Source organism: Ferrovum sp. PN-J185 (assembly GCF_001581925.1).
Taxonomy (GTDB): domain Bacteria; phylum Pseudomonadota; class Gammaproteobacteria; order Burkholderiales; family Ferrovaceae; genus PN-J185.
Window position 1 is genome coordinate 347,870 of record NZ_LQZA01000001.1, and the last position, 17,041, is coordinate 364,910.

Sequence of the window (17,041 nt, forward strand, 5' to 3'; positions counted from 1 at the left end):
GAATTGTGATCGTGAAATTGTCTTTAACTCGATCTGTATCAGCCGCGTTCGTCATGGAATGCGTGCTGGTTTTAGGTATTTTTATTCTAATTAACCGTACAGCACCTATCCCATTACCTAAACCTCAACCGGTAATGATGATGACAATGAATGCAGCATTGCCTGTGCCACCTACACCAGCACCACCCAAACCTGTTGTGAAAACGCCTCCAAAACCTAAACTTGATCCTCACGCAATAAAAAAACAAGTGGTTAAAAAGGTTGATCCGAAACCAACAAAAACTGAAGAAGTGACTAAGCCTACGCCTACAACTTCAGAGACAAAAACCATTACTCAACCAACTAAACCTGTTGCAGCAACCCAGGGGAAGCCGGATATCAATGCAGTATTTCGAGAGAAAGTACGTTCTGCAGTCCAAGATGCGGTGGTTTATCCTGCTGCTGCGAAAATTGCTCATTTGGTTGGTCAAGCCCAAGTATGGTTCATGTATCGAGATGGCAGAGTGAATTCACCTAGAATTTTGACCAGTAGTGGATCTGGCATGCTCGATCGTGCTGCGCTAGCTGCAGTAAGTAGCGCTTCATATCCAATGCCTACTAAAGAATTAGCTGATCGTGATTTACCTTTTGAGATTTGGGTTAAATTTACTCAAGCTGCAGATTAATTAAGTTTTATTTAAGGCTTCTATTACTATAATTTCCTATGCTAACTAAATATTCAAGTGTAATGACTAGGTATCCATTTTTTTTCCAAATTAACCATTGGATTACCGCTTTATTAATTGCTTCGGTATTAGTCATGATTGAGGTCAGAGATTTATTTGATGCAGCCTCAGTTCGTCGGGAGTTATTAACCTTACATATGGAATTAGGTGTGACAGTACTTTTCTTTATTAGTGTGAGAATACTGCAACGACTCTTTTTTAAAATATCACCGCCACCGGAAATATCTATTCCTTATAGCAAACTGTTGTCTCATCTTGTGCATGTGATTTTATATTTGTTATTGGTTTTTGCTCCTTTGATTGGTTTATTAGCCAAGCAAATGAGAGGGGATGATGTGTTGTGGTTTGGAACATTATTACCAGTTTTAATTAGTGATGATGTGGGTTTGCCTTATGCAAAAACGGCTAAATCAATTCATGAATATTTAGGTAATTGGTTAATGTATGTAGCGTTATTACATGTTGGCGCTGCAATCATTCATCAATGGTTTTTTAAAGACAATTTGATAAGTAGAATGCTACCCCGATTTTTTAACCAAGGAGAAACAAATGAAACAAACCATTAAATTATTGGCTTTTGCCTCTTTAGCAGTAGCCGTTATGTCTAACGCATTGGCATACAGTGGTGAACGTTACGCAAAAGACGCTAAGATTACTATTGATGAAGCACGTAAAATTGCTTTGAAAGCGTTTCCAGGAACAGTAGTTGAAGAAGAATTAGAACATAAAACAGGCGGTAGTGGCTTACGTTACTCGTTTGATATTCGTTCAAGCAAACATGAAACCCATGAAGTGGGTGTAGATGCTAAAGATGGTACTGTATTACAAAATGGCAAAGACAGTGACGAATAATTGTTGAGTTAACTGTTCATTATCTATAGCCGTCATGTTTTTTAGCGATTTCATGGCGGTTTTTTTATGCATAAAAAAAGCCGCAATTAAGCGGCGTTTTTTATTAAAAATACAAAGTCAAAACTATTTGATTTTTGCTTCTTTGTAAGGTACGTGCTTACGAGCAACGGGATCGTATTTTTTGATTTCCATTTTTTCAGGAGTGGTCTTTTTATTTTTAGTAGTGGTATAAAAATGACCGGTACCTGCTGTTGATTCAAGTTTAATTTTATCACGCATGATAAGTATCCTTTATATTAGGCCTGAAGACCTTTCTCACCTAATTCAGCTAATACTACGTCGATGCCTTTTTTATCGATCAAACGTAGACCTGCATTGGATACGCGTAAGCGAACCCAGCGATTTTGGCTTTCAACCCAAAAACGACGATACTGCAAATTAGGCAGAAAACGGCGTTTGGTTTTATTATTGGCATGAGAAACATTGTTGCCAACCATTGGTTTTTTTCCTGTCACTGCACATACGCGTGCCATGGCTATCTCCAAGAACAACTAAAATTAAACCGAAATTATGGCATAAAGGGCGATTTCATTCAAGTTTTGTTGCGTTTTCTACCAATATTCTCTATTTGAATTGTTAATCGTCTGATTTTAATGACTTTTTTTGTTTATAGGCGTAAGGTGATTATTAAAAAAGGAGAGAATGTGACGCGCATTTTTATTGGGTCGATCAAAGCCATACGCCAAACAGGTACGCCTACCGGAATCTATAAAGAAGAGGTGAGGGAGCCTGTGCTCTGTACTCTTACCGGCTTTACCGGTGACAAACAGGCTGATTTGTCAGTGCACGGTGGTCCTGATAAAGCTGTTCATTATTATCCTGATCGACATTACCAAGTGTTAAAGCAATTTTTCCCGGAGATAGTTCATCAACTTCAACCCGGTTCATTAGGGGAAAATTTATCTCATTACCAATTTGATGAGAGTAACGTTCATATTGGCGATGTGTGGCAAATTGGCCAAGCCTTTTTACAAATAACTCAACCGCGTCACCCTTGCTGGAAAATTGATGCTAAATTTGAAACAAAAGGATTAACTGCATTTATAGTGGAGCAATTATTGACTGGCTGGTATTTTAAAGTACTAGAACCAGGCGTTATATGTCCCGATGATAATTGGGTAAAGGTGGGGAGTAGTAATTGTCGATTCACGTTAAGAGAAGTTCAACATATTTGTCGTCAACATAGACCTGAAATTGATGATTTGGATCATATATGTAACGCTGAGGGAATTGCCAAGCGTTGGTCAAATACTTTAGTTGAAAGAGTCAGATGGTTAGAGTCACATCCGCATATTTAATTTGTTAGAATACAATGAGATAAATAAACAAAGAGCTCCTAATTATGTGGATGGAAATGGTACAAACCTTGGTGGTCGTGATTATTGTCCTGGCAGTCATCTTGTATGCTGTTGGTATTTAATTTGATGTTATTAGGCTATATTAGCAATCTGTCTTCTCCTAAATGATTCCATGAATAACAAACAGAATAAAAGTATTTTATTGGGTATTTGTGGTGGTATAGCTGCATATAAATCAGCTTACTTAGTTCGCTTGTTACAAGATAGAGGATATCAAGTACAGGCTATGATGACTGAGGCAGCAACCCATTTTGTGACACCCGTTACTTTCCAAGCATTAACCAATCAAGTGGTATTGACAGATATTTGGGATCCAAGAATTCCCAATCGTATGGCACATATTGAGGCCACACGACAAGCTGATGCCATGCTAATAGCGCCTGCAACCGCCAATGTGATTGCAAAGCTTGCTGCAGGTTTTGCTGACGATCTTCTTACCACTACCGCTCTGGCTCGTAATTGTCCTTTGTTAGTAGCACCGGCAATGAATAGAGAGATGTGGGCACAAGCTGCCACACAACGCAATATCAAACAATTAGAACAAGATGGCATTATTGTTATTGGCCCTGCATCAGGCTCTCAAGCATGTGGAGAAATAGGTGAAGGGAGGATGGAGGAGCCAGAGATCATAGCAACGGTCATTGACCGAGCACTTACTAGCAAAAGCTGGGCTGGGCGCCAGGTATTAATCACAGCAGGACCTACCATGGAAGCCATTGATCCTGTGCGTGCAATAACCAATCATAGCTCTGGTAAAATGGGATATGCCCTAGCAGAAGCATTGATTAAAAAGGGTGCTGACGTAACTCTTATTAGCGGACCTGTTGCAATTACTCCTCCTTATGGCGTTCGGTTAATCTCTGTGATGAGTGCAGAGGAAATGCTGAATGCAGTCATGAAGTATGTGACTGATTGCCTGGTATTCTTTTCGGTTGCGGCCGTAGCAGATTACAAACCAGCTACGAGTCACTCACAAAAAATCAAAAAAAATACGCAAGACTTGACTCTAGAGCTTATGCCTACTGTGGATATCCTTGCCACGGTAGCTTCTTTAGCACATGCTCCTTTTTGTGTCGGTTTTGCTGCTGAAACCAATAGCGTTGAAGACTATGCCAAGCAAAAGCGGCTTATAAAAAATATTCCGGTGATTATTGCCAATCATGCCCAACAAGCCTTAGGTCATGATGATAACGAAGTAATGATAATCGATGACAGTGGACAATATCCTCTTGTCAAAGCCAATAAATCGGTAATTGCTGAACAAATTATCGATCATGTCGTTAAGCTATTAAATAGGAAAAAATGATGGAAGTGTTACAAGTAAAAATAATTGATAGTCGTATTACCAAGGAATTACTACCTACCTACGGTACTGCTGGCGCTGCAGGACTAGATTTAAGAGCATGCATTGATCAAGTTATTTATCTTAAACCAGGTCAAACAGAACTAATTCCTACCGGTATTGCTATTCATATCGATAATCCTCATTATGCTGGCATGATATTGCCGCGTTCAGGTTTGGGACATAAACATGGCATTGTGTTAGGTAATCTTGTAGGGCTCATTGATTCAGATTATCAAGGACAATTATTTGTTTCCCTTTGGAATCGCGGTCAGAATGAATTTGAACTCAAACCCTTAGAGCGTATTGCTCAGCTCGTTATTGTCCCTGTTATGCAAGTTACGCTTAACGTGGTGGATGAGTTTGTTGATAGTCATCGTGGCAGTGGTGGTTTTGGCAGTACAGGGCGAGCATGAAGACACGCGCGATAGTATTATTCGCTCATGGAGCACGTGATCCTCGCTGGGCTGAACCTTTCAACAAGATTACTGAGCGGCTACAAAGTGTGTTAATCGATGAAGAGGTTCGTTTGTGCTTTCTTGAATTAATGAAGCCCAGCTTAACTGACACTGTGGCTGATATTGCTTATCTAGGATTTAAAGAAATAACTATCGTCCCCTTGTTTATGGCTCAAGGTGGTCATTTAAGAGAAGATTTACCAAAAATTTTGGCACAATTAAGAGAACATCATCCCGAAGTGAAGTTCCATCAAACAAGTGCCATCGGCGATGCACCAGAGTTACTTGATGCCATCGCTCAATGGGTGATTAACACAACACGCTCTTAGGTCACTAGATGTTGCGGTGTTCCTTTAAACCACAGTTCGATATTATCGATTAATTGGTCAGCCAAAAATTGCATAGCGCCATCTGACGCCCAAGCCACATGAGGGGTAAGAATAAAGTTTGGACGGCGAACATCGAGTAATGGATGACCTTGAGTGGGTGGTTCTGTGGTTAATACATCAAAGCCTGCTCCTGCAATCCACCCTTCATCCAGAGCCTTAATTAAGGCCTGCTCATCAACTAAACCACCGCGCGAAGTATTAATGAGAATAGCAGTGGGTTTCATCATTTTTAATTCTTTTTCTCCAATCACATTGCGTGTATCGGCTGTGAGAGGGCAGTGTAATGAAATGATATCTGATTCTCTTAATACCTGTTCGAAGGGAGTGAACTCAACGCCAGGCTTTTTGGGAGGAGCATGATCTGCAAATAGCACTTTCATACCAAAACCGTGACTGCCTATTTTAGCGGTGGCTTCTCCCAGTACACCTTCACCTACGATTCCTAGCGTCGCTCCATGGAGATCGCCAATAGGGTGATTAAAAAAACAAAACTGATCCGAACGCTGCCACACTCCTGCTTCCACATCTTGGCGATAAGCCAAGATGTTTCTTCGTAAAGCCAGTATCAAAGAAAAAGCATGCTCAGGAACTGTATGCACAGCATAATTACGAATATTGGCTACGGCTATTCCATGTGCTTTACAGTAAGCCACATCAATCACATCATAACCAGTTGCCGCCACCGCGATCATTTTGAGATCTGGTAGTTGTTTGAGCGTCTCTTCTCTTAAGGGCACTTTGTTAGTTATTACCACAGTCGCACCTTTCAGGCGCTCCACAACGGATTGGCTATCTGTTTTTTGATATTCCACATAGTCGTCAGCAAAAAAAGGCTTTCTGACAGTAGCCTTAAGAGATGCACGATCTAAAAATACAACACGGTGACTCACGATACATGTACTCCTTTGATTTATATTAGGATTGCCATACTTTCATGGCAGCAGCAACGCCACTACCAGGTTCAACTTTAACGCCTTCATCAATCATAGCCATTTCAGCCCCAGCAATAGCTCCCATCAGCATTAATTCGTTTAGATCCCCTAAGTGGCCAATACGAAATACCTTGCCAGATAATCTCGCTAAGCCTGCTCCAAGAGATAGCTGATAACGCTGGTAAGCACGGGCAATAACTTTGACGGCATCCACTCCTTCAGGAACGCGAATAGCTGAAACTGAGTTAGAGTACCATTGAGGTGCGGAGGCGCATAAGGATAACTGCCAACCATCCATTACCGCCGCGCGCACTCCTTTCGCTAAACGTTCATGGCGGGCCAGTATATTGTCCAATCCTTCTTCTTCGATCATTTTTAACGATTCGCGTAAACCATAGAGCATAGGGATTGAGGGGGTATAAGGAAAATAACCTTTAGCATTATTGTTCAGCATATCTTGATAATCAAAATAACAACGCGGATAAGTGCTGGTTTTGCTGGCATCTATTGCTTTTTGGCTTACACAGGTCACGCCCATACCAGCAGGTAACATCAGCCCTTTTTGTGAACCAGAGACACAGACATCAACTCCCCAGGCGTCCATCTGAAAATCAAGGCTACCAAGACTACTCACGGCATCAACCATAAGTAGGGCAGGATGGTTTAATTCATCCATAACTTGTCTAATGGCCTTAATATCGCTTGCAACTCCCGTTGCCGTTTCGTTATGGCAAACTAGTACTGCTTTGATTGCATGCTGTTTGTCTTCACTGAGTGCGGCGCGATATCTATCTACAGGAGCACCTTCCCCCCACTCTACTTCAAGAATATCTGTATTAAAGCCCAAACGAACACACATATCAGCCCATAAATGGCTAAATTGACCAAAGCGGGATACCAATATTTTGTCGCCCTGATTTAAGGTGTTAGTTAATGCAGCTTCCCAACATCCCGTCCCTGATGAAGGGAAAATAATGGGATAAGCGAGTTGTGTTTTGAATACTTTTTTTAATCCAGCTAATACCTCAAGAGTTAATTGAGGGAAAGTGGGTGAACGATGGTCTTCCATAGGAACTGCCATTGCTCTTAATACACGAGCCGGAACGTTAGTGGGTCCCGGTACAAACAAAAAATGCTGACCTGCCATAGTAATCTCCTCCTACTTTATTCTAGGAATAATGTGGTTTTTGTTATTTTTATATTGTTATAAATATCAATTTTGTATCAACGGTACACAGGTAATCGCTGACATAATTGACTGACTTGGGTAATAACCTTATCAATCACTGCTTGATCTTCAGGTGCTTCGAGTACGTCTGAGACCAAATGAGCAACCTGTTTGATTTCATCAATACCAAAACCACGTGTGGTTGCAGCAGGGGTACCAATACGAATACCTGATGTGACGAAGGGTTTTTCTGGGTCATTCGGGATAGCATTTTTATTCACTGTAATATGTGCTTTACCCAAGGCTGCTTCAGCAAGTTTTCCGGTGATAGATTTGGCTCTTAAATCCATAAGGAACACATGACTTTGGGTACCGCCTGATACAATTCTAAGTCCTCTTTCAATGAAGGTTTCCGCCATGGCTTTGGCGTTAGCTTTTACCTGTTGTTGATAGGTTTTGAATTCAGGGCGAAGTGCTTCTTGGAATGCCGTGGCTTTAGCAGCAATTACATGCATCAATGGACCACCTTGAATACCAGGAAAAATCAAAGAATTCAGAGGTTTTTCAAACTCATTTGAAGATAAAATAATGCCGCCTCTTGGCCCACGTAATGTTTTGTGTGTGGTGGAGGTGACAAAGTGGGCAATACCAATTGGGCTTGGATACTCTCCTGCTGCAACCAGGCCAGCATAATGAGCCATATCAACTAAGAGATAAGCGCCAACGCTATCTGCGATATCCCTGAAGCGTTGCCAATCAATTTCCATAGAATAGGCAGAAGCACCTGCAACAATCATTTTAGGTTTATGTTCTTGTGCAAGGCGTGCAACTTCATCATAGTCAATTAATTCAGTCTCAGGATTTAAGCCGTAACTCACCGCTTTGTAAAGCTTACCGCTGAAATTAACGCTCGCACCATGAGTTAAGTGGCCACCATGAGCAAGAGACATACCTAAAATCGTGTCGCCTGGTTGGAGCATAGCCATATACACGGCCGCATTGGCTTGTGAACCAGAATGAGGCTGAACGTTTGCATATTCGGCACCAAATAGTTTCTTGACGCGTTCAATAGCAAGCGTTTCGGCAATATCCACGAACTCACAACCACCATAATAGCGTTTACCAGGATAGCCCTCTGCGTATTTATTGGTTAAAACAGATCCCTGTGCCTGAAGTACGGCAGGACTAGCGTAGTTTTCTGAAGCGATAAGCTCAATATGGTCCTCTTGGCGACGATACTCTTTTTGAATAGCGCTCCATAATTCAGCATCAGTATCGGCAAGTAATTTTCTTGAATCAAACACAGCGTTGTCTCCTAATGTTGCGTTGCAATGTAAAACGTTTAAAAACAAAAACTTATCAATGAACTTAATTAACTCATAACTAAGAGTATAAAGAAATTAAGAAATGTTTAGAATTGTTATAAGTCAAATTGTTGGTCATATTCTTTTTATATCACTACAATAATCAATTACAGTTAACGCAATTAATTCATTGGAACCTGTCGTGGTCAATTCAAAAAATGCCAGAGAATGGCTGAAACAGTTAATGCAACAAGCTATTAACGCTGCTGATCCTAAACTGTCTCTCCCACATTATCTACCTCCCGTACCAAAAGGGAGAACAATTGTTGTTGGTGCAGGAAAGGCGGCGGCATCCATGGCACAAGCTTTTGAGGAGAATTGGCAGGCTCCTCTGACAGGTTTAGTGGTAACACGTTATGGACATAAAGTACCTACACGCTTTATTGAAGTGGTAGAAGCACGTCACCCTGTCCCTGATGAAGCAGGACTTCATGCTGCCCAAAGAATTTTAAGCTTGGTGAATAATTTAACAGCAGATGACTTGGTGGTATGTTTGATATCAGGCGGAGGCTCAGCACTGCTCACCGCTCCTGCACCAGGACTTACACTTCATGATAAACAAACGATTAATCAAGCTTTACTGAAAAGTGGTGCCACCATTGATGAGATGAATTGTGTGCGTAAGCATTTATCATCAATTAAAGGAGGACAATTGGCCTTGTCCTGTGCTCCTGCTAGAGTATGGACGCTGTTGATTTCAGATGTTCCCGGTGATGACCCCTCAGTCATCGCGTCAGGACCCACTGTCGCTGACCCTACCACTTTCAGCGATGCTTTGGCTATTGTAGAGAAATACCGTATTACAGAGCCTCAAGCGGCGATTCACTACTTACGTTCAGCAACCAAAGAAACTCCAAAACCTGGTGATTCGCGTCTAGAGACAAATGAGGTACACATGATTGCAACCCCACAAATGTCACTTGAAGCTGCCGCCCAATTTGCCCGGTCACAGGGCATCACACCGATGATTTTAGGTGATGCGCTTGAAGGTGAGGCACGCGATGTGGCCTTGGTTCATGCTGGAATAACCAAACAAGTATTACGTCATGGTCAACCCATTAACAGACCTTGTTTATTATTGTCAGGTGGAGAGACGACTGTGACGGTAAGAGGGACGGGACGTGGTGGACGAAATACGGAGTTTTTGTTGGCTTTGAGTGTTGCCTTAGCAGGCCTTGATAACGTTTATGCGCTGGCCTGTGATACGGATGGCGTTGATGGTACGGAAGATAATGCTGGAGCAGTCATTACTCCTGATACGCTAAGTCGTGCAGATCATCTCGGACTCTCTGCTAAAAGTTATTTGGCCAACAATGATGGCTATACATTTTTTGAACGGTTAGGTGATTTGGTTATTACTGGACCCACCTTAACCAATGTAAATGATTTTAGAGCTATATTAATTTTATAATTATTTTTTGGGAGAGCAGGATAATGCAATCTGATATCGCCATTGCGCAACAAGCTAAATTAGAACGAATTACGCAAATTGCAAAAAATCGTTTAGATATTGCCGATGAACATTTAGAGCCCTATGGTCACTATAAGGCAAAGATCTCTTTAGAGTACTTAAAATCGTTAGAAAGTCGCCCTGATGGTAAGTTGATATTGGTAACAGCTATCAGTCCTACCCCTGCAGGAGAAGGCAAGACCACAACCACTGTGGGTTTGGGAGATGCCCTAAATCGCATTGGTAAAAAAACCATGATTTGTTTGCGTGAGCCTTCTCTGGGGCCTGTGTTTGGTGTGAAGGGAGGAGCTGCCGGAGGAGGATATGCGCAAATCGTTCCCATGGAAGACATTAATCTTCATTTTACGGGAGATTTCCATGCGATTGCCGCTGCCCATAATTTATTGTCTGCCTTAATTGATAATCATATTAATCATGGTAATGACTTAAAAATTGATCCACGCTTAATCCAATGGAAACGAGTGGTCGACATGAATGATCGAGCACTACGAAAAATCGTAGTAGGATTAGGTGGAACGGCTAATGGTTTTGTGAGAGAAGATGGTTATGACATTGTTGTTGCCTCAGAAGTGATGGCAATTTTGTGTTTAGCGAGTTCTCTGCAAGATTTAAAAGAAAGATTGGGACGCATTATTATTGGTTACAGGCAGGTAGATCGTACACCAATTTATGCCAGTGATTTGAAAGCACATGGAGCGATGGCGACATTATTAAAGGATGCAATTAAGCCTAATTTAGTTCAAACGTTAGAAAATAATCCTGCCATTATTCATGGTGGTCCTTTTGCTAATATCGCCCATGGCTGTAATTCTGTTATTGCCACCAAAGCCGGTCTTAAAATGGCTGACTATGTGGTTACAGAAGCGGGTTTTGGTGCAGACTTGGGTGCTGAAAAATTTGTCGATATTAAATGTCGTATGGCAGGATTAAATCCAGCTGCAGTGGTCTTGGTAGCAACCATACGGGCATTAAAATTCCATGGTGGTGTGGCTAAAGACGATCTCAATAAAGAAAATGTTGAGGCCTTAAGAAAAGGGTTGGTGAATTTAGAGCGTCATATGGATAATATTCGTACTCACTTCGGTTTGCCTTGTGTGGTGTCTGTTAATCACTTTAACTTTGATACAGAAGCTGAGATTCAAGTGTTGCGTGAACGTGTAGAAGAGCTTGGTGGACGATTTGTTCTTGCTAAGCATTGGGCTGAGGGCGGTAAGGGCGCTGAAGAGGTAGCGAAAACTGTTGTACAGATGATTGAGCAGACCCATACTCCATATACGTTTGTCTATCCAAGTGAAATGTCCCTAGAAGAAAAAATAAAAACTGTTGCTACAAAAATTTATCGTGCAGGACAAGTGACCTTCGCTGATAGTGCATTAAAACAACTTCGAGAATGGGACAAACATCATGGATCATTCCCCGTTTGTATGGCAAAAACACAAATGTCTTTTTCAACAGACCCATCACTTAAAGGGGCTCCAACTGGCCATACGGTTCATGTGAGGGAAGTTCGGATAGCAAATGGGGCGGGTTTTGTAGTGGCAATTTGTGGCGATATGATGACTATGCCTGGGCTACCAAAGGTTCCTTCGGCAGAAAAAATTGATATTGATGCCAACGGACAGGTAGTGGGTTTGTTTTAACTGTGCAGCGTTCTTCTACTCACACTTTTACGCTACAGCAGTGGTTGAATTATCAGCAGTCATTACATCAACAGGTCATAGAGCTTGGTCTTGATCGGGTTAGGGAAGTGGCACGCAGCATGTCACTTCACCCAACTTGTCCAATTATCACTGTTGCCGGTACGAACGGTAAAGGATCTACCTGTGCGTTTTTAAATTCTATTTTATCTGTTGCCGGTTATAAAACGGGTATTTATACGTCTCCTCACTTAGTTCGTTACAACGAACGAATAGCCATCAATGATCGTCTTGTTAGTGATGAAGAGTTGTGTCAACAATTTCAGAAAATTGAAGAAGCTCGACAAGAGGTTAGTTTGACGCCCTTTGAATTTGGAGTGTTAGCAGCAGTCTCTTTGTTTATCGAGCAACAGGTTGATGTGATGATTCTAGAAGTGGGACTTGGCGGAAGGCTGGATGCAGTAAATATTTTTGACCCCACGGTATCTATTGTGACCAGTATAGGGATTGATCATATTGAATATTTAGGTGATAACCGCGAAGACATAGGTCGAGAGAAGGCAGGAATTTTTAGGCCACAGACACCTGCAATCTGTGCTGATCCTGATCCACCGCAGAGTATTATTAATTATGCCAAGCAAATTAATGCACCGTTAAAATTATGGGGAAAAGATTTTTCTCTAACTAATGCAGGAGAGTCGTTAGTATTTGTGGGTTGCGATAGGTGCATTGACTCTCTTCCTTACCCGGCGCTCAAAGGAGGCTTTCAGTTACATAACGCTGCGGCAGCGATTTGTGCGCTATTGAGTTTATCTGATCGCATTCACATTACTACACAGCATATTGAATATGGTTTGAAAAATGTGTTTATTGCCGGTCGCTATCAACAATTAACTCATCACTGCACTATTATTCTCGATGTAGCACATAATCCTCATGGTGCACAGCAGTTAAAGAAAAACCTTATTGAACAACCATGCTATGGTCGTACTAAATTGGTTTTTGGTATGTTACGGGATAAAGATATCAGAGGTGTGGTTGAGCAATTACACCCTGTAACAGATGAATGGCATGTGGCCCCGGTTCCTGATCTAAGGGGAGCAAATGCCAGCGAGCTTGCTCATTTTATCGAGCAAGTGGGTGGTAAAGTAAAGACACATGACTCCTTTCAAGAAGCCATGACTGATGCATTAAATACATCAGAAGCTCTAGATCGTATCGTCGTGACAGGATCCTTTGTGACAGTGGGTCTTGTGACTGATTATTTAGTTAATTTGGGCTGATTTTTTGAGATATTTTGTGAGTTGATTAAAGTAATCAAGAGTAATTTGTGAGGGTTTTAGAAATTTAAATCGGTTATCTTCGCCCGGGAGAATCTCAATAAAGCCAGCCTCTCTGAGATGTTTTAATCGTGCGTGCAGTGTTGCCGGTGAGGCTAAATCCTGTTGACGTAAAATATCACTCACACTAATCATTTGATTATGCTGCCGTGCATTGCCAATCATATATAAGATTTCTTTTCCTACAGAATCAATATCTTGGTAAGGAGCTTGAGACTCAAGTTCTTTAGCTAGAGTATAAAAACGAAACAGTGACTTCATTGCACATACCTCTTGTAATATATTGTTACATTTTATAGTAAGTTAAGACTAAATAATCATTCTTTTTTATAAATTTCGTGATTTTTTTATAAGTAATAATGGTTAAACATACTGTAAATGATAAGAAGAACTTTTTTAATATGTGTAATAACTTAAGTCTGTTGAGTTTGCTTGTTATAGCGTCTGTGTTCGACCTTAGCCAACGCAGAATTCCTAATTGGTTAATTTTAATGGGCTGTGGGATAGCATTTTTTATTGCCAGATTGAATGGTGTGATGACTATTGAGTCAACCTTACAGGCAATGGGTTTGGCATTGTTATTAGGTTTTCCATTATATCAACGTGGTTGGTGTGGAGCAGGGGATATAAAATTAATGATCATGGTGGCTTCCTTTGTGGGAGCATTATTATTCCTTAAACTGGTTGTTTATGTTTTGGCTGCAGGGGGACTAGTGAGCGCTTATTATCGTCTAAAATCAGCGCACCAAACAGTCCCTTATGCTCTTGCTATTACGATAGGAGTGATGATTAACCAATCCATTTCTTATTTAAATGGTTATGTTTAAGAGTTGTTTTAGTTAGTCGGTCTAAAATAGTGAAATGGTTATCACCTTCACAAAGAGTAAGTGACTGAGTTAATCCAGCTACCTTTGCATAGTCCTTAGTTTGCCTTATTAATTCAGCAAGTTCTGCTGTTCCCACCCATAGTTCAGTATCAATAGAAGAATGAGTCTTTGATTGTATAGGAGAAAGTAGATTAATTTCATCACCGTTTATTTTTAAAGCACGGTAATAACGGGTTTTTTGTAATGGTGTTAGATCGTAAATACCACTGATTAATAAACGTTTATTAATCCATGTGTAGTCATGACTCATTAATGCAAGATGGGCTCCCGCCGACCAACCACAAATAGTCCAATGATCGAATTGATTCATGTAGTGTTGATGTAATGCAGAAAGTCCTAAGTTAATACTATCAATAATATTTTTTAAAGAGAATTCTGGAGCTAGGGGATAGCCAAGATGTGCAATAGATATTCCTTGTTGAATGAATCCGTCGCTTAAAAAATAAAAGTCTTCCTTAGCACGATTTTGCCAATAGCCGCCGTGAATAAAAATAACGATTCGTGATGTATGTTGTTTGGGAAAAAAGAGTTGTACTTGCTGCCTGTCATGTTGGCCAAAAATTATCTTTTCTTGTTGAGGATGGATTGCTGCAAAGAGATCACTTTTAACACGCCACTGCTGAGTAATTTCATTTACATTCAATACAGCAGCGCCATTGTCATAGGCATTATTTGCCTCCCTCTCACTCCAATGTTGCCAAGAAAGATTATCGTTATCCATGACTATTCCTATATTAAAAGTGATAAGCTAGCATTTATTTTATTGGTTAGAGGTTTTATATGTACAGTAGTCACAAAAAAAATCTTTTTCAGCAATGTGGTTTGATAATACTAGTTGGTTTATTAAGTGCTTGTGCAATGAATAGTGCACCTGTCATACCCGCTCCACCCATTAACCTTAGCGAGTTAGATCCTTTTTACTTGTCTTTTTTGAAAGAGCAATGTAGAAGCTATTCTCTCAAAGAAGGATCACCTGAATTTAATCAATGTTTATTAAAGCAAGCCAATGCCAATCGTGATGTGAATATGTACAAGTATTCAAGTCAATATAAAAAAGATGTAGCCAAAGCAATGTCATCAGTGCAACAGCAAGCAACGCAAAATAATGTTGTGCAGACAACCCAGCATAATGCTACATCAGCTTCAACAGTACCTTTAGCTACAGCCCCTGTCGTAACGGCACAGGTATCAGACTTAATGCAAGGAGTTAAACAATGTGATGAGCTACAGTCAGCGCCTACGGTACGAGAAAAAGTAATTGGTAAACTATTGGTTGCCAATGAACAAAGTGATAATAAACTTGATTTACTGTCAAACCATAACAAAATTACAGATGAGCAAAAACCCTTAGTAAAAGCTTTTGCTAAGGAGCACTATGCTTGCTTTAAACAGCTTGAAAAGCAAATTAACACTGTGGCACAAGCTAATATTGTAAGTGATTATATGAATGCTACTGATGAAATACTGGCTCAGTTTTATTCTGGTGATACAACAGTGGCAAAAACCAATAGCGCCTTTTTAAAAGTCAAAGCAATAAGAGATAACGCATTAGCACGTTTACACAATTAGTATAACTTAAAGTGATTAAAAGGGGAGCAGTTTAACTTTGCTCCTTTTTTTATAAGCGTGTGTCAACTTGGTCTAAAGCTAAAATATGTTTTAAGTCATAAATGACATGATTGGGTTTAGTCCAACTCTTGTATTGTTCAAATGTAAAACGCTGAAATGATTGGTGACCAACTGCAATTATAATTCCATCATAATAATATTGTTTTGGTTCATCAATTAGTGCCAGATTGTATTCCTCTTTCACCTCCTCTGAATTGGCGTGAGGGTCAAAAATATCAACGTGACAATCGTAAGCTTGCAATAGCTTGCTTAATTTAATCACTTGCGTGTTACGAATATCGCTACAATTTTCTTTGAAAGTAAAACCAAGAATTAAAATAGTTGCATGAGCAATATTTATTTTCTTTTGAATCATTGTTTTAATCATTTGATTGGCTACATGTCGAGGCATATTCTCATTAATGCGTCGTGCACTATTAACCATCTCAGGGTAAAGACCAATCATTTGTGACTTGTAAGACAGATAATAAGGATCAATCCCAATACAGTGGCCACCCACAAGCCCTGGGCGATAACTATGAAAGTTCCATTTGCTTTCTGCAGCTTTTAAGACGGATTCTGTATCTATTCCAAGTTGATTGAAAAATACAGTCATTTCATTCATAAACGCAATATTGATATCACGTTGTGTGTTTTCAATAATTTTTGCAGCTTCAGCAATTTTTATATTTTCCGCCAAGTACGTTCCTGCAACGATAATTTCTTGATATAGACGGTCTATTAACTGTGCGCTATCTGGTGTTGAGCCTGAAGTAATTTTTTTTATATTTTCAACTCGTCTATTTTTATCACCCGGATTGATTCTTTCTGGACTATAGCCACAATAAAAGTCTTCGTTAAAGCGTAATCCTGATACTTTTTCTAAGATAGGAACACATTCTTCTTCTGTTGCACCTGGGTATACGGTTGACTCATAAATGATGATGTCATCTTTCTTTAAATGGCGAGCTACTAACGTTGATGCTTGAATTAATGGAGTTAAATCGGGTTGATTATTATGTTTAATAGGCGTGGGTACTGTAATAATGTAACAGTTAGCATTGTTCAACTGTTCTTCATTATGTGTAAACGTTAAAAAACGTGCTGTTTTAAACTCAGATTGATCTATTTCATGTTGGTCATCGATTCCTGCAATAAGTTGTTTAATTCTTTTCTCTTTAATATCAAAGCCAATAACATAGCGCTGTTTTCCAAAGGCTAAAGCTAAAGGTAACCCCACATATCCTAACCCAATAATGGCAATTTTAATTTCTTGTAATTGATGCATAACTTATCTCCCTTTTCTTCCGGAGACAATTGTGCTCATGCATGCGCTATAAAATGTTTTTAATTGTTAATTTATGTCGAAATATATTTTGCAACCTAATTTATAAGGAGAACTTATAGGTTGGTATCTTAATGTTGGTGCGGACCTAATATTTAAAAAATC

The 17,041-nt window shown here is 40.1% G+C and carries 20 protein-coding genes; 12 read left to right on the top strand and 8 right to left on the bottom strand.

All coding sequences use genetic code 11. The features are described 5' to 3' along the window. Positions 1-11 precede the first annotated feature (11 nt). The 3 genes from FV185_RS01705 (at position 12) to FV185_RS01715 (ending at position 1,577) form a co-directional block, all read left to right on the top strand. A complete protein-coding gene (locus tag FV185_RS01705; protein WP_067492960.1) occupies positions 12-665 on the top strand; it encodes an energy transducer TonB in 654 nt (217 codons plus the stop codon). Positions 666-727: 62 nt separating this feature from the next. Then, complete coding sequence (locus tag FV185_RS01710; protein ID WP_067492962.1) at positions 728-1,291, top strand: cytochrome b; 564 nt, start codon at positions 728-730, stop codon at positions 1,289-1,291. Continuing rightward, a complete protein-coding gene (locus FV185_RS01715; RefSeq protein WP_067492964.1) occupies positions 1,275-1,577 on the top strand; it encodes a PepSY domain-containing protein in 303 nt (100 codons plus the stop codon). Before FV185_RS01710 ends, FV185_RS01715 begins: the two co-directional genes overlap by 17 nt. 123 nt (positions 1,578-1,700) lie before the next feature. On the opposite strand, the gene rpmG is transcribed toward FV185_RS01715, so the two are convergent. Both rpmG and rpmB read right to left on the bottom strand, forming a co-directional pair. After that, complete coding sequence (gene rpmG, locus FV185_RS01720) at positions 1,701-1,856, bottom strand: 50S ribosomal protein L33 (protein ID WP_067492966.1); 156 nt, start codon at positions 1,854-1,856, stop codon at positions 1,701-1,703. Positions 1,857-1,873: 17 nt separating this feature from the next. Beyond that, entirely contained in the window at positions 1,874-2,110 is a 237-nt protein-coding gene (gene rpmB, locus FV185_RS01725) for a 50S ribosomal protein L28 (protein WP_067492968.1), read from the bottom strand. 171 nt (positions 2,111-2,281) lie between these two features. Here rpmB and FV185_RS01730 point away from each other — a divergent pair, with 171 nt between their 5' ends. The 4 genes from FV185_RS01730 to FV185_RS01745 all read left to right on the top strand — a co-directional run bounded on the left by FV185_RS01730 (position 2,282) and on the right by FV185_RS01745 (position 5,124). Then, positions 2,282-2,935: an MOSC domain-containing protein gene (locus tag FV185_RS01730; protein ID WP_197457708.1), complete on the top strand. Its 654-nt coding sequence runs from the start codon at positions 2,282-2,284 to the stop codon at positions 2,933-2,935. Positions 2,936-3,107: 172 nt separating this feature from the next. Continuing rightward, the gene (gene coaBC, locus FV185_RS01735; protein WP_067492971.1) at positions 3,108-4,301 is read left to right on the top strand and encodes a bifunctional phosphopantothenoylcysteine decarboxylase/phosphopantothenate--cysteine ligase CoaBC; all 1,194 of its coding nucleotides are present in this window, start codon (positions 3,108-3,110) and stop codon (positions 4,299-4,301) included. Further along, positions 4,301-4,753, top strand: a complete 453-nt coding sequence (gene dut, locus FV185_RS01740) for a dUTP diphosphatase (RefSeq protein ID WP_067492973.1) — start codon at positions 4,301-4,303, stop codon at positions 4,751-4,753. Before coaBC ends, dut begins: the two co-directional genes overlap by 1 nt. Next, on the top strand, positions 4,750-5,124 hold the full coding sequence (locus FV185_RS01745; protein WP_067492975.1) for a sirohydrochlorin chelatase: 375 nt from the start codon (positions 4,750-4,752) through the stop codon (positions 5,122-5,124). The genes dut and FV185_RS01745 overlap by 4 nt, the downstream gene beginning before the upstream one ends. Here the strand turns inward: FV185_RS01745 and FV185_RS01750 are convergent. The 3 genes from FV185_RS01750 to glyA all read right to left on the bottom strand — a co-directional run bounded on the left by FV185_RS01750 (position 5,121) and on the right by glyA (position 8,588). After that, on the bottom strand, positions 5,121-6,074 hold the full coding sequence (locus tag FV185_RS01750; protein WP_067492977.1) for a D-2-hydroxyacid dehydrogenase: 954 nt from the start codon (positions 6,072-6,074) through the stop codon (positions 5,121-5,123). The genes FV185_RS01745 and FV185_RS01750 overlap by 4 nt on opposite strands. Before the next feature lie 25 nt (positions 6,075-6,099). After that, positions 6,100-7,263, bottom strand: a complete 1,164-nt coding sequence (locus tag FV185_RS01755; protein WP_067492979.1) for an aminotransferase class V-fold PLP-dependent enzyme — start codon at positions 7,261-7,263, stop codon at positions 6,100-6,102. A gap of 77 nt (positions 7,264-7,340) precedes the next feature. Beyond that, the gene (gene glyA / locus FV185_RS01760) at positions 7,341-8,588 is read right to left on the bottom strand and encodes a serine hydroxymethyltransferase (RefSeq protein ID WP_067492981.1); all 1,248 of its coding nucleotides are present in this window, start codon (positions 8,586-8,588) and stop codon (positions 7,341-7,343) included. 244 nt (positions 8,589-8,832) lie between these two features. On the opposite strand from glyA, the gene FV185_RS01765 reads away from it, so the two are divergent. Genes FV185_RS01765 through folC form a run of 3 tightly spaced genes read left to right on the top strand, consistent with a single transcriptional unit; the run spans position 8,833 to position 13,039 of the window. Next, positions 8,833-10,059, top strand: coding sequence for a glycerate kinase type-2 family protein (locus FV185_RS01765; RefSeq protein ID WP_067494188.1), 1,227 nt, complete (start codon positions 8,833-8,835; stop codon positions 10,057-10,059). A 23-nt stretch (positions 10,060-10,082) separates the two neighbouring features. Continuing rightward, the gene (locus FV185_RS01770) at positions 10,083-11,759 is read left to right on the top strand and encodes a formate--tetrahydrofolate ligase (protein WP_067492983.1); all 1,677 of its coding nucleotides are present in this window, start codon (positions 10,083-10,085) and stop codon (positions 11,757-11,759) included. Between the two features lie 2 nt (positions 11,760-11,761). Continuing rightward, complete coding sequence (gene folC / locus FV185_RS01775; RefSeq protein WP_067492985.1) at positions 11,762-13,039, top strand: bifunctional tetrahydrofolate synthase/dihydrofolate synthase; 1,278 nt, start codon at positions 11,762-11,764, stop codon at positions 13,037-13,039. Here the strand turns inward: folC and FV185_RS01780 are convergent. After that, complete coding sequence (locus FV185_RS01780) at positions 13,022-13,357, bottom strand: hypothetical protein (protein WP_067492987.1); 336 nt, start codon at positions 13,355-13,357, stop codon at positions 13,022-13,024. The genes folC and FV185_RS01780 overlap by 18 nt on opposite strands. A gap of 140 nt (positions 13,358-13,497) precedes the next feature. On the opposite strand from FV185_RS01780, the gene FV185_RS01785 reads away from it, so the two are divergent. After that, positions 13,498-13,923: an A24 family peptidase gene (locus tag FV185_RS01785; RefSeq protein WP_197457710.1), complete on the top strand. Its 426-nt coding sequence runs from the start codon at positions 13,498-13,500 to the stop codon at positions 13,921-13,923. Here FV185_RS01785 and FV185_RS01790 read toward each other — a convergent pair. Next, a complete protein-coding gene (locus FV185_RS01790; RefSeq protein ID WP_067492991.1) occupies positions 13,886-14,704 on the bottom strand; it encodes an alpha/beta hydrolase in 819 nt (272 codons plus the stop codon). The genes FV185_RS01785 and FV185_RS01790 overlap by 38 nt on opposite strands. 59 nt (positions 14,705-14,763) lie before the next feature. Between FV185_RS01790 and FV185_RS01795 the strand changes: the two genes are divergently transcribed. After that, complete coding sequence (locus FV185_RS01795) at positions 14,764-15,552, top strand: hypothetical protein (protein ID WP_067492993.1); 789 nt, start codon at positions 14,764-14,766, stop codon at positions 15,550-15,552. A gap of 49 nt (positions 15,553-15,601) precedes the next feature. Here the strand turns inward: FV185_RS01795 and tviB are convergent, their stop codons facing one another. Further along, positions 15,602-16,879, bottom strand: a complete 1,278-nt coding sequence (gene tviB / locus FV185_RS01800; RefSeq protein ID WP_067492995.1) for a Vi polysaccharide biosynthesis UDP-N-acetylglucosamine C-6 dehydrogenase TviB — start codon at positions 16,877-16,879, stop codon at positions 15,602-15,604. Positions 16,880-17,041 lie beyond the last annotated feature (162 nt).

Excerpts from the sequence above, each read along its gene's own strand:
- FV185_RS01710 (WP_067492962.1), top strand. The coding sequence starts at position 728 with ATGACTAGGTATCCATTTTTTTTCCAAATTAACCATTGGATTACCGCT.
- FV185_RS01715 (WP_067492964.1), top strand. The coding sequence starts at position 1,275 with ATGAAACAAACCATTAAATTATTGGCTTTTGCCTCTTTAGCAGTAGCC.
- rpmG (WP_067492966.1), bottom strand. The coding sequence starts at position 1,856 with ATGCGTGATAAAATTAAACTTGAATCAACAGCAGGTACCGGTCATTTT.
- rpmB (WP_067492968.1), bottom strand. The coding sequence starts at position 2,110 with ATGGCACGCGTATGTGCAGTGACAGGAAAAAAACCAATGGTTGGCAAC.
- coaBC (WP_067492971.1), top strand. The coding sequence starts at position 3,108 with ATGAATAACAAACAGAATAAAAGTATTTTATTGGGTATTTGTGGTGGT.
- dut (WP_067492973.1), top strand. The coding sequence starts at position 4,301 with ATGGAAGTGTTACAAGTAAAAATAATTGATAGTCGTATTACCAAGGAA.
- FV185_RS01745 (WP_067492975.1), top strand. The coding sequence starts at position 4,750 with ATGAAGACACGCGCGATAGTATTATTCGCTCATGGAGCACGTGATCCT.
- FV185_RS01755 (WP_067492979.1), bottom strand. The coding sequence starts at position 7,263 with ATGGCAGGTCAGCATTTTTTGTTTGTACCGGGACCCACTAACGTTCCG.
- FV185_RS01765 (WP_067494188.1), top strand. The coding sequence starts at position 8,833 with ATGCAACAAGCTATTAACGCTGCTGATCCTAAACTGTCTCTCCCACAT.
- FV185_RS01770 (WP_067492983.1), top strand. The coding sequence starts at position 10,083 with ATGCAATCTGATATCGCCATTGCGCAACAAGCTAAATTAGAACGAATT.
- FV185_RS01780 (WP_067492987.1), bottom strand. The coding sequence starts at position 13,357 with ATGAAGTCACTGTTTCGTTTTTATACTCTAGCTAAAGAACTTGAGTCT.
- FV185_RS01785 (WP_197457710.1), top strand. The coding sequence starts at position 13,498 with ATGTGTAATAACTTAAGTCTGTTGAGTTTGCTTGTTATAGCGTCTGTG.
- FV185_RS01790 (WP_067492991.1), bottom strand. The coding sequence starts at position 14,704 with ATGGATAACGATAATCTTTCTTGGCAACATTGGAGTGAGAGGGAGGCA.
- FV185_RS01795 (WP_067492993.1), top strand. The coding sequence starts at position 14,764 with ATGTACAGTAGTCACAAAAAAAATCTTTTTCAGCAATGTGGTTTGATA.
- tviB (WP_067492995.1), bottom strand. The coding sequence starts at position 16,879 with ATGCATCAATTACAAGAAATTAAAATTGCCATTATTGGGTTAGGATAT.